Consider the following 15,414-nt stretch of genomic DNA (forward strand, 5'->3'; position numbering starts at 1 on the left):
CTCTCCCGCTACGGAATCCCATCCACTGCCCGGTACCGCACAGCCCGCCCACTCCAAGAACAGGAAGCCTGAAGTGCACAGGACACTCGGAATCGACCTCGGCACCACCAATTCGGTCATGGCCTGGATCAAGGACGGCGAACCGGAGGTCATCGCGGCCGCACCGGAGGAGAGCGGGACTCCGTCGGTCGTGGGCCTCTCCGGAGACGGAAGCCTCCTGGTCGGCCGGGAGGCACTGAACTGGCTGGAGCGGGATGCCTCGCGGGTGATCGCCACGGTCAAGCGCCTCATGGGCCGCCAGTTCAAGGACCCGAAGGTGCGGCAGGCCGTCCTCCGTATGGGGCAGGGCGGTCCGGAGATCACCGAGGGGCCGGACGGCGGAATCCTGATCAGACTCGGAGACCACGACTACACTCCGGTCCAGATCTCCGCGATCATCCTCAGGCGGCTCAAGCGGGACGCGGAGGAACGCCTCGGTACGGCGTTCACCCGTGCCGTGATCACCGCGCCCGCGTACTTCGGCGAACGGCAGATCGCGGCCACCCGTGAGGCGGGCAGACTGGCCGGGTTCCACGTGGTTCGGGTGCTCATGGAACCCACGTCGGCCGCGCTCGCGTACGGCCTCGGACGCGCTCATGATGCCGACCAGGCAACCGTCCTCGTCTACGACCTCGGCGGTGGCACCTTCGACGTCTCGATCCTGACGCTGATGCCCGGGTTCGTCGATGTGCTCGGCGTGGGCGGGGACAACCTGCTCGGCGGTACGGACTTCGACGGCAGCCTGGCCGATCACCTGCAGGGACTCCTGAACGAGCGCAGCCCCGGACACGAACCCCTGCCGGGTGACGCCTCGAAGATCCGGAAGGCCGCTGAGCACGCCAAGATCCGTCTGTCGGCGGCGTCCTCGACCGAGGTGATCGTGTCTCCGCTCGGCGAGTCGGGCGCCGTCCTCTCGGAGACCGTCGACCGGAAGCACTTCGAGAGCCTGATCGCCGAGCGGATCGAGGAGACCGTCGACCTGACCCGGCGGACCGTGACGGAGGCGTCCCTGCTGCCGGAGGACATCAACCAGGTCCTCCTGGTCGGCGGCTCGAGCGCCATCCCCCTGGTGGCGGAACGGCTGGCGGAGCTCTTCGGCCGCGAGAAGCTGCGCACGGACGTGGACCCGATGACGTGCGTCGCGCTCGGTGCGGCCGTCCAGTCGGCACTCGTCGACACCCTCGACTGCCCCGACTGCCACGCGACCTGCCCGCTGGACGCCGACACCTGCTCCGACTGCGCCACCCCGCTCGTCGGCACTCCGACAGTCGAGTGCCCGGCCTGCCACGTCCCTGCGCCCGAGAACACCGGCGCGTGCCCCGTCTGCGCATCGGACCTCTCCGCGCTCTCGGCCCAGCGACCCGCACCGCCCACCCCGTCCGTCTGCGGCGAGTGCGGAGAGGAGAACGCTCCAGACGCGATGGCGTGCGACCTGTGCGGAGCGGAACTGCGTGACAGCGGCGGTCTGAAGTGTCCGAGCTGCGCATTCGTGAACCAGCCGGGCCTCGCCTCTTGCTCACTCTGCAACGCGGAGCTGCCCGTCGCGGCCCCGTCCGATGTGACTCCTCGTCCCATCGGTGTCCGTACCAGCGACGGCAGTCTGGTGATTCTGGTCGACGCGGGCACCCGCTACCCGACAGAGCAGCCGATCCGGCACGATTTCCAGCTCACCGCCAATCCCGGGGACATGCTGGAGATCGCCCTGCACGAGGGAGACCTCCAGCCCGCGGAGCGCAACGACCTGTGCGGCGTCTCCATGTACGAACTGCCCGAGGGAAGCACGGGCACCAAAGCCCTCACCATCGCCGTGCACCTGGACGGGGACCGCTCGATCCGGCTGGAGACCCGGCTCGACGGAGCCTCGTTCACCCCGGCCGTCTTCCGACGCAACCCGCTGCCCCCGGAGTTCCGCAGGCGGGCGCGGGAGACACACGGACGATTCCAGACGTTCCTCGCCGACTGGCGCCATGAGCTCACCCCGGCGGAATCCGCGGTCCTGGCAGAGACGGCGACCGCACTGGAGCAGGTCGTCACGGGCGAGGCTCCCGGGCGTTCCCTGGACACGCTCCTGGAAGACGCGGATGTCCTGCTGGAACGTCAGCAGAGCGTGCGCTGGGCCACGGCTCTCGCCTACCGCTATCCGCATCACGTGGCCGAGCTGATGCCGAACGAGGACCTTGAGGCGATGCTGCGCCACCGCAGCGCCCTGAAGTCGATGCGCGAGGCGGCGGACTTCGACCGCGGACACAAGATCGCCGAGGAGGTGCTGAGCATCCGGCGCCGCCTCGGCGAGGACCTGTACAAGGTGATGAGCGCTCTGGCGTTCGCCTCGCACAACGGGGTCAACGCCGCGTTGCAGCAACGCATCCAGCAGACCGGCGAGATGCTGACCGAGGCGGCGCGGCAAGGAGACCTCGCCCGCGTGGACGCGGCCAAGTCCCGGATCACCGACCTTTACGAGGACATGCGCCGGGAGCAGGCGGAGTTCCGGGCGCCGCAGCGCAGGACCGTGCGTCCGGAGAAGCCGGCCCGTTGACCCGCCGGCTCAGCGCGTCGCCGTTCCGCTCCGTCCTGGAGACAGCTCCGCCCACACGGTCTTGCCGGGTGCGGCGGGGCGCGGGTCGGTGCCCCAGGCGGTCGCCAGCCGGGCCACGAGCAGCAGTCCCCGGCCGGACTCCGCGTCGCCGGGCGCTTCGGGAACGGGCTGGGGCGGCACCCGCTCGGTGCGGGTGTCCGTCACCTCCACGCGGAGGGTGTCGGAGGTTGCCGTCAGCCGGAGGTGGAAGTCCCGGCCGGGCACGTGGCCGTGCCGCACGGCATTGGCGGCGAGTTCGGCCGCGATGAGGGTGAGGGTCTCGTTCGCTGCGGAGTCGTAGGCGTATCCCCACTGGTCGAGCCGATGCGAGACGAGACGGCGGGCGAGACGGGCACCGCGCGGTGTGGAGGTGAAACACATGGCGAACTCGTGCTGGGCAGACGGGGGTTGGGGCGTCGGCGCGATGGCGGTGTCCGAGGATTCCATGGCGGCGAGCCTGCCGGAGACCACACGGCGCTGACCAGCACGACGCCTGTACGGGGCTGGTCTGTACAGGTCGTCGCGACGGACGTACAGGCAGGGGCAAGTCCTCGTACGGGGGAACTTGCGAACGTTCAGGTCCGACTCTTTCGCCGCCGCACGTAGCGTGCCCTATGGCGCTGAGTGCGGTGGCCTCACCGTGTACAGCCGCGTACCAGAGCCGTGGGCGGACAGGTTGCCGGAGGTGGCGGGCATGGCGGAGCAGGACGACGGGACGGGCTTCCTGCGGTGCTTCGGGCAGCAGTTGAAGCTGTTTCGGGAGCGGGCCGGGCTGACCCGGGCCGAGTTGGGCTCCCGGCTCGGTTACGGGGAGGACCAGATCACGTCGGTCGAGCTCGGCCGACGCATCCCCAAGCCGGAGCTGATCGACAGGGCGGACGAGGTGCTGAACGCGGGCGGCGTCCTGCGGGCGATGAAGAAAGAGGTGGCGCGGGCGCGTTATCCGGCGTTCTTCCGGGACGCGGCGCGGCTGGAAGCCGAGGCCGTCGAGCTTCAGACGTACGACACCCATGTGGTGAACGGCCTGTTGCAGACCGAGGAGTACACGCGGGCGCTGCTGACCATGCGCCGGCCGCTCCTGAACGAGGAGACGATCGAGCAGCGGGTCGCGGCACGACTGGCCCGCCAGGAGATCTTCAACAAGTGGCCCGCGCCCCTGTTCAGTTTCGTCATGGAGGAGTCCGTACTGCTGCGGCGGCTCGGCGGAACCACGGTGCTTCGGGGGCAGTTGGAGCAGATCCTCCTCATCGGCCAGAAACGGAACGTCGAGGTGCAGGTGATGCCGCTCGACCGGGAGGACAACGCCGGTGTGGACGGCGGGTTCACGCTGTTCACGCGCAAGGGAGGGGAGCAGATCGGCTACACGGAGGCGCAGGGACGTAGCACACTGGTGACCGATCGCGAAGAGGTCCGCGCACTCGCCGCACGCTATGGGATCATCCGTGCGCAGGCCCTCACCCCGTGTGAGTCGCTGGCCTACATCGAGAAGTCGCTGGGGGAGCTATGAACACCCGAAGGATCACTGCCGTCGCTCAGGATCTGCGGTGGTTCAAGAGCAGTTACAGCGGCGCGGAGGGGGGCCAGTGCGTGGAAGTGGCAGCTTCGACAGGGACCGTCCACGTCCGGGACTCGAAGGCGGTCCCCGGCCCCGCACTCACCATGGACCGCACCGCATGGGCGGCCTTCGTCGGCTTCGCCGCGTGCCACCGCAGCGAGGGTTGACCAACCTTCTCACTCGTCGGCTGACCGTTTGTCCCCTTGATGTGTGGTTCCTCGCTCCTTGAATTCCGAAATGGGCAGAAATGTCACCGCACTGTTAGCGGCGTTAACGCAGGCGTCTTGCCTATGCCCTTTGAGGTGTGTACGGTCCCGTCATGGCCGCCGACGAATCCGCCCCCGCGGCGGTCGTCACGGCTGCCGAGATCGCCCGCCTCGCCGGGGTGACCCGTGCCGCCGTCTCCAACTGGCGCCGCCGCCACGCCGACTTCCCGCGCCCCGCCGCCGGCACCGCGACCAGCCCCCTCTTCGCGCTCACGGAAGTCCAGCAGTGGCTGGACCGACAGGGCAAGGGCCGGGAAACCTCCACTGAGGTCGACCTGTGGCACGAACTGCGCGCTCAGTACGGCGACGACCTGCTCACCGCACTCGGCGCGGTCGGCGCGCGGTTGCTCGGAACCGCCGTCGAGCAGCCGCTGGCCGAACCCGCCGCGGCTGCCCTCACCGCCTTGTCCGCGGAGCGTGGCGCACACGCCCTCTACGCCGACCTTGTCGAGCGCTGTATCGCCTCCACCACCCGCAGCGGCGGTGAGCCGATGACCACCCTCGCCCTGGAGCGGATCGTCGCGGCGTTCACCAGGCCGGCCGGCGAGGTAGCCGGAGCATCGGACGGCACCATCGGCACGGTTTACGACCCGGCGTGCGGCATCGGGACGCTGCTGCTCACCGCCGTCCCGGGTGCTCACCGGTACGGCCAGGAACTCAATCCGGCGACCGCCTCCATCGCCGAGTTCCGTGCCCGGCTCGGCGGCAGGACCGCCACGCTGGCCTGTGGAGACTCGCTGCGCAAGGACGCCTTCCCCGACCTCCGCGCCGATCTGGTCGTCTGCGATCCCCCGGTGGGCGTGGCCGACTGGGGGCGGGACGACCTGCTGCTCGACCCCCGCTGGGAGCTGGGCGTACCCCCGCGCTCGGAGAGCGAACTCGCCTGGGTCCAGCACTGTTACGCCCACACCGCCCCCGGCGGCCGGGCGCTGCTGGTGCTGCCCTCGTCCGTCGCCTACCGCAAGGCCGGTCGCCGTATCCGGGCCGAATTGGTCCGCCGAGGACTGCTGGCCTCCGTGGTGGCACTGCCGCCCGGTCTGATGTCCAACCACTCACTGCCCGTGCACCTGTGGATCCTGCGGCGACCGGACCAGGGCGACCCCACCCCGACACACATCCGCATGATCGACCTCAGCACCGCCGACCCGGACGGCATCGGCATCGGCGTGAAGGACTGCGCACCGACGCCGGAGCAGATCGCGGACGTTCCGCCCGTCGACATCCTGGACGACGACGTCGACCTGAGCCCCGGCCGCTACGTCACCCCCCATCACGGCGACTACCCCGTCGAGTACGCCGCCCTGCGCGACCGCGTCCAGAGTCTCGCCAGGGACCTGCTCGACCTGCTCCCCGAGCTCCCTGCCGGCCCCGGCCGCATCGAGGCCGCGCCGATGGGACTCGGCGATCTCGTCCGGGGCGGTCTGGTCGACCTGGACGGCACCGAGCCGACCTCCCGGACCGACCAGCTCGACACCGACTACCTGCGCGGTTTCCTGCGCAGCGCCGCCAACACCCGCCGCAGCACCGCCGCCAGTGGCACCCTCCGCCTGAGCGCCTCGGGTGCGCAGATTCCGCAGATGGACATCGGGCGCCAGCGGGAGTACGGCGAGGCCTTCCGGCGTCTGGCCGCCTTCGAGGAACTGCTGCGCGAGGCCGCCGCGATCGGCGACCGGGTCGGCGCACTCGCGTACGACGGGCTGACCAAGGGTGCCCTGCTGCCGCCGTCGGCCGCCACCAGTGCCTCTTCGGGGAAGGGCGAGTCCCAGGAGGCGCAGGTTCAGTGAACCGACCCGCTGATAACCTCGCTCTCGTCCAGCCAGGTCAGGACAGTACGGGGGCAAAGGTGCTGCAGCCGCTCAGAGCGGGCGACCCGAGGACGGTCGGGAACTTCCGACTGGTCGGCCGACTGGGGCAGGGCGCGATGGGTGTCGTGTACCTGGGCTACCGTTCGACCCGCCCGGTCGCGGTGAAGGTCGTCAGACCGCAGCTCGCGGAGGACGAGTACTTCCGCAAGCGCTTCGCCCTGGAGTTGGAAGCGATCCGCCGCGTCGGCGGCTTCCACACCGCCGCTCTGGTGGACGCCGACCCGCAAGCGGCGACGCCTTGGATCGCGACCCAGTACATCAACGCGCCCTCGCTGCTGGAGCTGGTGGAGCAGCACGGCCCGGTCAGCGAGCTGGGTGCGTGGTGGCTGGCAGCGGGTCTCGCGGACGCCCTGATGCACATCCACTCGGTGCGTTTACTGCACCGGGACCTCAAGCCCGGCAACGTCCTGGTCGCCACGGACGGCGTCCGGGTCATAGACTTCGGGATCTCCCACGTCAGCGGCGGCACCGGCCTGACCACGGCGAGCGCGGCCCTCGGCACCCTCTCCTACATGGCGCCGGAACAGGCGGCGGACTCCCGTAGGGCCGGCGAGGCGTCGGACGTCTACAGCCTCGGCGCGACGCTGGCGCACGCGGCGACCGGCCACGTCCCCTTCTACGCACAGATGCCGGCACAGCGGACGCTGGACCTCCAGCCGGACCTGACCGGCCTCCCGCCCGCGCTGCTCGACCTGGTCACCCACACACTGGCCTTCGACGCCGAGGACCGGCCGACGGCGCAGAACGTGCTGGAGGAGGCGATGGGACGCCTGCTCGACTTCGGCGTGCCGACGGAGGCGCAGGCGTACCCGCCGCTGCCGGAGGCGTTCCTCGCGGCGGTGCTGGAGCGGCAGGCCACACCGGTCGAGGCGCCGGATGCCGTACCGGATCCCGATGCCGCGGTGGACGCCGAGCCGGAAGGCGTTAGGGACATCGCCCCCGAGCCGATGCCCGAGGCCGCACCGTTCCCCAGGCCCGCGGAGCCGCTCGCTCCCGGGCCCCGGCCGGACGGCATGCCGGACCGCTGGGCCGCACGATGGCGCAGCCGTATCGAGGACCGCCGCGGCGACTACGGCGGCTGACCCCGTCAAACCCACGCACAAACCACAGACGCCCAGTGCTTGAACGGCACAGCGGCACAGCAGCAGAGCAGCAATCGAAGGAGACCCGCCGATGACCACCGTCGCCGACAGTGCGTCAGGCAACGTCCCGGGCTATGCGTCCGGTGGCGTCCGGTTCGCCGCCGGGATGCAGGTCCGCGCCCGCGACGAGGACTGGCTGGTCGTGGAGGCCTCGGAGACTGCCAAGGACGGCACCCGCCTGGACGTACGGGGCATCTCGCCCCTGGTCCGCGACCAGCGGGCCGTCTTCTTCGCGCACGAAAGCCTCGACCAGGTGATCCCGCTGCGCCCCGAGGACACCGAGCTCGTCCCCGACGACTCCCCCGAGTGCCGCCGCTCGCGCCTGTTCATCGACGCGCTGATCCGCAAGACCCCGCTGCCCCTCTCCGAACAGCGCCTCGCCACCGTGGGCACCCACCTCGTCGACGACCTCGCCTACCAGCGCGAACCCGCCAAGGCCGCTCTGCGCGCCCTTCGCCCCCGACTGCTGATCGCGGACGCGGTCGGCCTCGGCAAGACCCTCGAGGTCGGGCTGCTGCTGTCCGAACTGATCAGGCGCGGGCGCGGCGAGCGCATCCTGGTGGTGACGCCGAAGCACATCCTGGAACAGTTCCAGCACGAGCTGTGGACGCGCTTCGCGATCCCGGTGGTGCGGCTGGACTCGGCCGGTATCGAGCGGATCAAGAACGACATCCCCGCCGGCCGCAACCCCTTCTCCTACTACAAGCGCGCGATCATCTCCATCGACACCCTGCGCTCCGACCGCTGGCGCAGCCATCTCATGCAGGTCACCTGGGACGCCGTCGTCATCGACGAGTCGCACAAGCTCATCAACACCGGGACGAAGAACAACCGCCTCGCGCAGCTCCTCGCGCCGAAGACCGACGCCCTGATCCTGGCCAGCGCCACACCGCACAACGGCCAGCGGGAGTCCTTCGGCGAGCTGCTGAGCCTGCTCGACCCGACGGCCATTCCCAACACCAGCGACTACGACGAGACGCAGCTCCAGCACCTCTACATCCGGCGCCACAAGATGTCGCCCGACGTCTCGGCCGAGATCGGCCACATGTGGGCCACGCGCAAGCCGCCCGTCGCCATCGACTGCACGGCGACCCCGGCCGAGCAGCGGGTCTTCGACGAGCTGTACGACGTCTGGATCAACCCGAAGGACGGCCGCACGGCCCCCGTCTCCGGCAAGGGCGCACGGCTCTTCCCGTACACCCTGCTGAAGTCCTTCCTCTCCTCCCACTCCGCGCTCGTCGAAACGGTCGACAACCGGATCGACAGCATCGACCGGAGCACCAACCCACAAGAACGCCAGGCCGAACGCGACGCACTGGTCAACCTCGGCACCATCGCCGAGGCCATAGACATCGAGGACGCCGCCAAGTTCCGGCAGCTGGTGAAGGTGCTCAAGGAGGAGATCAAGGTCGGCCCCGGCTCCGACACCCGCGTCGTGATCTTCTCCGAGCGCCGCGCCACTCTCCAGATACTGCAGGACACTCTGCCCTCGGCCCTCGGCTTCGCACCGAGCAAGGGAAAGACCAGCGGCGCCGTCCGCCAGCTCCACGGCGGCCTCTCCGACGACGAACAGCAGCGCACCGTCAAGGACTTCGGCCTGGCGAGCAGCGAACTTCGGGTCCTGCTCACCGGCGACATCGCCGCCGAGGGCGTCAACCTGCACCGCCAGTGCCACCAGATGATCCATTACGACCTGCCCTGGTCGCTGATCACCATCGAGCAGCGCAACGGCCGTATCGACCGCTACGGCCAACAGCACTGCCCCGAGATCCGCGCCCTGCTGTTGCTCACCGCCGACGAGGACCCCGACCGCCCCTCGGCCGACCGAGCGGTGTCGGAGCGCCTGCTGCAGCGTGAGGACGAGGTCCACCGCACCCTCGGCGAAGCCGCCTCCATCCTGGGCCTGCGTGACGAGGGCACCGAGACGAACGCCATCATGGAACGGCTCCTGGCGAACGAGGAACCGTTCGACGCCGCCGTTCCCTCGGTCCCGCTGGACCCCTTCGAGGCGTTCCTCGCCGACCACACCCCGGACGGCGACTCACCGGGCTACCGGGTGCCTCAACTGTTCGCCTCCACCCGCGCGTTCGTCGAAGAGGCCCTGGAGGAGGTCTACGACAACCCGGAGCAGCGCATCGGCAAGCACTGGGACGCCGACCACCCCAAGATGATGGTCTTCACCCCGGACCGGGAACTCCAGCGCCGCCTGCTGGTCCTCCCCAAGTCGTACCTGGACGAGCGTCAGGTCCTGGACCAGCTTCGGGTCACCTTCGACAAGCAGTTCGGCCAGGACCGGCTGGACCGCGCCCGCGAGCGCAGCGGCAACCGTGCCAAGGGCGCGATCACCAAGCAGGAGCGCACCGAGACCTCCGGCTGGCCCGACGTCAGCTACCTCACCGACCAGCACCCGGTGGTGGAGTGGCTCACCGACAAGGTCCTCGTCAGACTCACCCGCAACACCGCCCCGATCATCACGGCGGACGTCAGCGAACCGGTGTTCCTCACCCAGGGCATGTACTCCAACGCCAAGGGCCACCCGACCGTCCTTGCCTGGACGTGCGTGACGGGCCTGGCAAGCGGCACACCCACCTTCGACGACGACCTGGTGGGCGTACTCGAACGGGCCGGAGTCAAACCGGGAATGCTCAACCGCCCCTTCACCGGCGACAGGACTGCCCTCCAGGCCCTGGTCCCGGCGGCGGTTCAGGCGAGCCGCGAGCACATCGGCGCGCTGCGCAACGAGCAGGAAACCCCACTGGTGGAGCAACTCGTCGAGTACGAACAGCGGTTGGAGGCATGGCGGAAGGCCAGCCTGTCGACCTTCGAGCAACTGAGCTTCAGCGGCATGCGGCGGAAGCACGAGGAGACGCGCGTGCAGAAGACCGCGGTGGAGGTCGAGCAGCTCATCGAGCAGTTGGCCACACAGGGCGAGGCGATGGTTCGTGTGATCGGAGTCCTGGCGCCACCCGCGGCCGCCGGCGGCAACGTGATTCAGCAGCAGAGGGGCGCGTGACACCGTGGCATTCGAAGCGATCACCAACCGCGGTGAGTACATCTCCGCCCACTACCTCGCCGAGCTGTTCGCCAAGGACCTCACCGAGCTGCGCAAGCGCTGGACCTCCGCCAACCGGGCGGGCGCTCCGTCGTCCCGGTCGGGCGTGAAGGGCCTGCGCCGCGAGTACTTCAAGGCGAAGGTCCGCATCACCGAGAACAAGGCCTTCGACGGTCCCGAGGTACGGGAGCTCAACGACCGTTTGCTGGCGGCGTTGGCGTATGTCAAGCCGGAGGGCGAGGACAAGGACGCGGAGGGCGCCGCTCCGGAGCCCGCGGGTTCCACCCACACCCGACTCCGCCGGGGCGACTTCGGTGTGATGCAGGGCGACAAGGAACGGTCGGTGCCGGTGGCGCTCGCCGTCACGGGCCCTGGCGGCCTGGAACTCGTCGCCCTGGACGTCACCTGGCAGGTGGACGGCGAACTCGTCGTCGCGGACGTCGAGGACGGCGGCGCACAACTCCTCGACCCGATCCAGCTCGACGGCAAGCAGCTCATCACCAGCGCGGCCGACGCCGTCACCTTCCTCTTCGGCTGCGAGGACGGCTACGCCCCGCGCTACGTCCTGCTCCTCGCGGGCGGCGCGGTGTTGCTCGCCGACCGCACGGCCTGGCACGAGGGCCGGTTCCTCGCGGTGAGCGTGGACGAGGCCCTGGACCGCAACCTCAGCGCGGACGGCGAGGAACTGGAGGCGGTGGCCGCGCTGTTCGGCGCGGAGTCACTGCTGACGGAGGGCGGAGTCGCCGGGTACCTGGACGGGCTGGTCGACAAGGGCCGGAAGCACGCGGTGGGCGTCTCGAAGGAGCTGCGGGAAGGGCTGCGGCAGTCGGTCGAACTCATCGCCCAGGAGATCCTGGACCGGCTCAAGGAGGGCGGCGCCGATCCGGTGGAGCTGGGCGACCCGGCCGACCTGGCGAGCCGGCTCACTCGGGAGTCGCTGCGGTACCTGTACCGGATCCTGTTCCTGCTCTACGCGGAGGCGCGGCCCGAGCTTGGCATCCTGCCCAGCAAGGACGACGCCTATCAGGACGGCTACGGACTCGCCCGGCTCGGCGAACTGGTCTCCTACGACCTTCCGGAGGAGGCGCAGGACGGCACGCACTTCGCCGATTCACTGAATCTGCTCTTCCGGCTGGTCGACCAGGGCCACCGCCCTCTGGGTTCGGACGCCGCGCCGACCGAGGACGGAGTGACCGTCCTCGACGCGGACGGCCTGCGCTTCGAGGCCCTGCGCAGCGACCTGTTCAAGGCCGACGCGACCCCGCTGATCGGCTCGGTGTCGGTCGAGGGGGAGCGGATCGACACGCGGCTGCGCAACAAGGTGCTGTGGCGGGTTCTCAACCTGCTGATGCTCACACAGGGGCGGCGCAGCGGACGCGGCAAGGCCGGCGGTGGCACGGGGAAGGGTTTCATCTCGTACGCGCAGCTCGGCATCAACCAGCTCGGCGCGGTGTACGAGGGCCTGATGTCGTACACCGGCTTCTTCGCTTGGGATGACCTGTACGAGGTCGCCAAGCCGGACTCGGACGGGCTGAGCGGCACCTGGGTCGTGCCGCTCAAGGATGCGGACAACTACGACGAGGACGTCTTCGTCAAGCGGACGGACGAGCTGACGGGCGTAAAGAAGCGTGTCCTGCACAAGAGGGGCAGCTTCGTGTACCGCTTGTCTGGTCGGGAGCGGCAGCGGTCGGCTTCGTACTACACGCCGGAGGTACTAACCCGCAGCACGGTCAAGCACGCTCTGGCGGAGCTGCTGGACCAGGACGGTGAGACGACGCCTGCGCGGGCGATCCTGAACCTGACGGTGTGTGAGCCCGCCCTGGGCTCCGGCGCGTTCCTCAATGAGGCCATCAATCAGCTGGCTGCGGAGTACCTGAAGCGAAGGATGGCGGAGCTGGGTGGTGAACAACTGCCTCCGGACCGGTACGAGGCGGAGCTGCAGAAGGTCAAGGCGTACCTCGCGCTGCACAACTGCTACGGCGTCGACCTCAACCAGACTGCCGTTGAGCTGGCCGAGGTCTCACTGTGGCTCAACTCGATGCATGAGGGCCTCAAGGCCCCCTGGTTCGGCCTGCACCTGCGGCGGGGTAACTCGCTGATCGGAGCGCGGCGGGCCGTGTATGCGGCGGAGGCGCTGAAGCGGAAGGCGTGGCTGACGACGGTCCCGACGGACCGCCCGCTGCGGGCAGGAGCCGAGGAAGGCCAGTTTCAGGCGGGCAAGGAGATCCACCACTTCTTGGTGCCGGCCAAGGGGTGGGGCGCCGTCGCCGACGCCAAGCAGGCCAAGGAACTGGCCAAAGACGAGCGCGATGCGCTGGCGAAGTGGCGGACGGCCGTCACGTCGACGCCGTCGGTGGCGCAGGGCAAGCGGCTGCTGGCACTGGCAACGCGAGTCGAGCGGCTGTGGGAGCTGACCCGGCGCCGCTTGATCGTGAGCGAGCGGGAGGTACGGCGCCAGATCGACGTGTGGGAGGTCGATCCCGAGCAACCGCTGGAGAAGGCGTCGGGAGATGTGACCCGTGAGCAGATCGAGAGCGCACTGAACGAACCGGGCTCACCGCGCGGCCGACTGAAGCTGGTCATGGACGCCTGGTGCGCCCTGTGGTTCTGGCCCGTGGGGCAACCCGACACCCCGGCGCCGCCCAGCATGGAGGAGTGGCTGTCATTCTGCGAGGCAGTGCTGGGTGTTCCGGCGGCCAAGGCGAAGGCGAGGCAGTCCAGCCGTGTCGGTGGCGGCGCGGCGGGGCTGGACGACGAGTTCGGGCTGTTCGCCGACACCGGCGAGTTCGACAAGCTCGCGATGGACGACGAGTTCGACCGGGTGATGAGCCAGTGCGCGGACTTGCCGTCAGTGATGGTTAGGTTCCCGTGGCTGAGTGAGGTTGACGCGATCTCACGGCGGGAGGGGTTCTTTCATTGGGAGCTTGAGTTCGCGCAGGTATTCGAGCGGGGCGGGTTTAACCTGCAGGTTGGGAATCCGCCCTGGAATCGCCCCACTTGGGACGATTACCTGGCACTCGCCGAGTATGACCCTTGGTTTGGCTTGCTCGACAAATCGCCGGAATCGATCAAGAGCACTCGAAGGCTTGACGTTCTCTCCAGGGAAACGGCACTACGCGGCTATTTTTCCGACTTGAACTCCTGGGCCGGGACTAACGCGCATCTCGGATCGACGGTGGAAAACTCGGCCCTGGCAGGAACGCAAACCAACGTCTACCGGAATTTCATGATCCGGGCCTGGCGAAACCTGGGAGCCACGGGCAGGGCTGGCCTAATTCATCCAGAGTCACACTTTACCGACTCGAAAGGTGGCGGGTTTCGCAAGGAAACCTACAAGAGAATTCGACGCCATTTTCAATTTCGGAACGAGGCTCAACTATTTCCCGAGATTGATCACATTAATGTCTATGGGATTCATATCTACGGACCTCCGCAGACGCCCAGGTTCATCAGTATGAGTTCAATTTTCCACCCCGACACGGTCGACACATCACTCACTCATTCTGGAATCGGCGATGCACCAGGAATTCAGCATGAGTCCGGCGGTTGGGACTTCCGACCTCATGCGGAGCGAGTAGTGACGGTGACGGAGGCGGTCCTTTCCGATTGGGCTGCGCTCGTCGACGAGAAAGGAACTCCTTCGCTGCAGGCTCGAATGCTGAGACCGCTGACGAATAGCGACAATGAGGCGCTCCGAGTGCTCTCTGGATTCCCGCAGCGACTCGGTGACTTTGTTTTCTGGTGGACATCTGGCCTTCACGAGAAAGGCGCGAAGAGGGATCGAATTATTGAATGGAAGACCGATATCCCTTCATCTTGGGGTGATGTCGTTCTCCAAGGGCCGCATTTCACGGTGGCAACGCCTTTCGCCAAGCAAGCGAGGGAAATTGTGCACGGGAACGGTGACTACTCGCCTTGGCGACTGGAAGAGCTACCTGAATCAGTTATCCCTCGTACGAATTATTTCCGCTCATGTTCGGTGGATGAATTTAAGTCGACGCAACAGCTTTGGGGAGGTAAGAGGGCTAGTCAATTCTTCCGGATTGCCTGGAGGAGAATGACGGCTCCCCCGCTTGAGCGAGGACTTCACGCGGCGCTATTGGCTCCAGGGCCGACGCATGTCCATACCGTCCACACCATGGCTCTCGACACGAATCGAGCTACTGTAGTGTTGGGGGGGATTTGGTCGGGTCTGCCGCTCGACTATCTCGTCAAGGTCTCGGGGAAAGCGGATATCCAGATTGAACTGGTCTCACAGTTCCCTGCTCCGCTGGAGCACCCACTCACGACGCCCCTACTTCTCCGCACCCTCCGCCTCAACTGCCTGACCCGCGACTACGCCCCCCTCTGGACCGAACTCTTCGAGCCCCTCTGGCTCACCGACCGCTGGACCGACCCCGGATCACTTCGCCCCCCTGTGCAGGCCGTCGAGCCGACTTGGTCCATGGCAACACCACTCCGCACTGAATACGACCGCCGTATGGCCCTCGTCGAGATCGACGCACTCGTGGCCGTAATGCTCGGCCTCACAGCCGAACAACTCTGCGCCATGTACCGCTCCCAGTTCGCCGTACTCCGCAAGTACGAGTGGGAGATGTTCTTCGCGCCCGACGGTCACAAGATCGGCGCGGCCACCCACAACGTCGGCATCCGCCAGACCCCCGAAGAGACCGCCTTCGTCAAGGCCTGGGCCAAGGCAGCCCGCGCAGGCGACCCCACCCCCGCCATCCCCGAAGGCTGGGTGAAGCCCAACCGCGAGGCCGAAATGACCCGCGCCCACGCCGACTTCACCGCCCGTCTCCACGCCGGCGAATACGGCGACTACGCCGCCTACCTCGCCGAGCACCCCCTCACCACGCCCACGCCCGCCCCCGCCGAGTCCACCGCCACGCCCACCCCCGCCCCGGAAAGCAGGTAGCA

Annotated in this window: 8 protein-coding genes; 7 read left to right on the forward strand and 1 reads right to left on the reverse strand. The window is 68.3% G+C overall.

What is annotated here, in order from left to right:
• The first annotated feature begins 73 nt into the window (after positions 1 to 73).
• Entirely contained in the window at positions 74 to 2,575 is a 2,502-nt protein-coding gene (locus ACFYM2_RS06100; RefSeq protein WP_388833749.1) for an Hsp70 family protein, read from the forward strand.
• Between the two features lie 9 nt (positions 2,576 to 2,584).
• Here ACFYM2_RS06100 and ACFYM2_RS06105 read toward each other — a convergent pair whose 3' ends face one another.
• Positions 2,585 to 3,061, reverse strand: coding sequence for an ATP-binding protein (locus ACFYM2_RS06105; protein ID WP_388833752.1), 477 nt, complete (start codon positions 3,059 to 3,061; stop codon positions 2,585 to 2,587).
• A 247-nt stretch (positions 3,062 to 3,308) separates the two neighbouring features.
• Here ACFYM2_RS06105 and ACFYM2_RS06110 point away from each other — a divergent pair, with 247 nt between their 5' ends.
• The 6 genes from ACFYM2_RS06110 to ACFYM2_RS06135 all read left to right on the forward strand — a co-directional run bounded on the left by ACFYM2_RS06110 (position 3,309) and on the right by ACFYM2_RS06135 (position 15,412).
• The gene (locus ACFYM2_RS06110; RefSeq protein ID WP_388833755.1) at positions 3,309 to 4,121 is read left to right on the forward strand and encodes a helix-turn-helix domain-containing protein; all 813 of its coding nucleotides are present in this window, start codon (positions 3,309 to 3,311) and stop codon (positions 4,119 to 4,121) included.
• A complete protein-coding gene (locus ACFYM2_RS06115) occupies positions 4,118 to 4,336 on the forward strand; it encodes a DUF397 domain-containing protein (protein WP_388833758.1) in 219 nt (72 codons plus the stop codon). The genes ACFYM2_RS06110 and ACFYM2_RS06115 overlap by 4 nt, the downstream gene beginning before the upstream one ends.
• A gap of 152 nt (positions 4,337 to 4,488) precedes the next feature.
• The gene (locus tag ACFYM2_RS06120; RefSeq protein ID WP_388833761.1) at positions 4,489 to 6,219 is read left to right on the forward strand and encodes an N-6 DNA methylase; all 1,731 of its coding nucleotides are present in this window, start codon (positions 4,489 to 4,491) and stop codon (positions 6,217 to 6,219) included.
• A 59-nt stretch (positions 6,220 to 6,278) separates the two neighbouring features.
• Positions 6,279 to 7,382, forward strand: coding sequence for a protein kinase (locus ACFYM2_RS06125; RefSeq protein WP_388833764.1), 1,104 nt, complete (start codon positions 6,279 to 6,281; stop codon positions 7,380 to 7,382).
• Between the two features lie 91 nt (positions 7,383 to 7,473).
• Positions 7,474 to 10,455: a DEAD/DEAH box helicase gene (locus ACFYM2_RS06130; RefSeq protein WP_388833767.1), complete on the forward strand. Its 2,982-nt coding sequence runs from the start codon at positions 7,474 to 7,476 to the stop codon at positions 10,453 to 10,455.
• Between the two features lie 4 nt (positions 10,456 to 10,459).
• Positions 10,460 to 15,412, forward strand: coding sequence for a type II restriction endonuclease subunit M (locus tag ACFYM2_RS06135; RefSeq protein ID WP_388833770.1), 4,953 nt, complete (start codon positions 10,460 to 10,462; stop codon positions 15,410 to 15,412).
• Positions 15,413 to 15,414 lie beyond the last annotated feature (2 nt).

The organism is Streptomyces sp. NPDC006711 (genome assembly GCF_042869775.1).
Classification (GTDB): Bacteria; Actinomycetota; Actinomycetes; order Streptomycetales; family Streptomycetaceae; genus Streptomyces.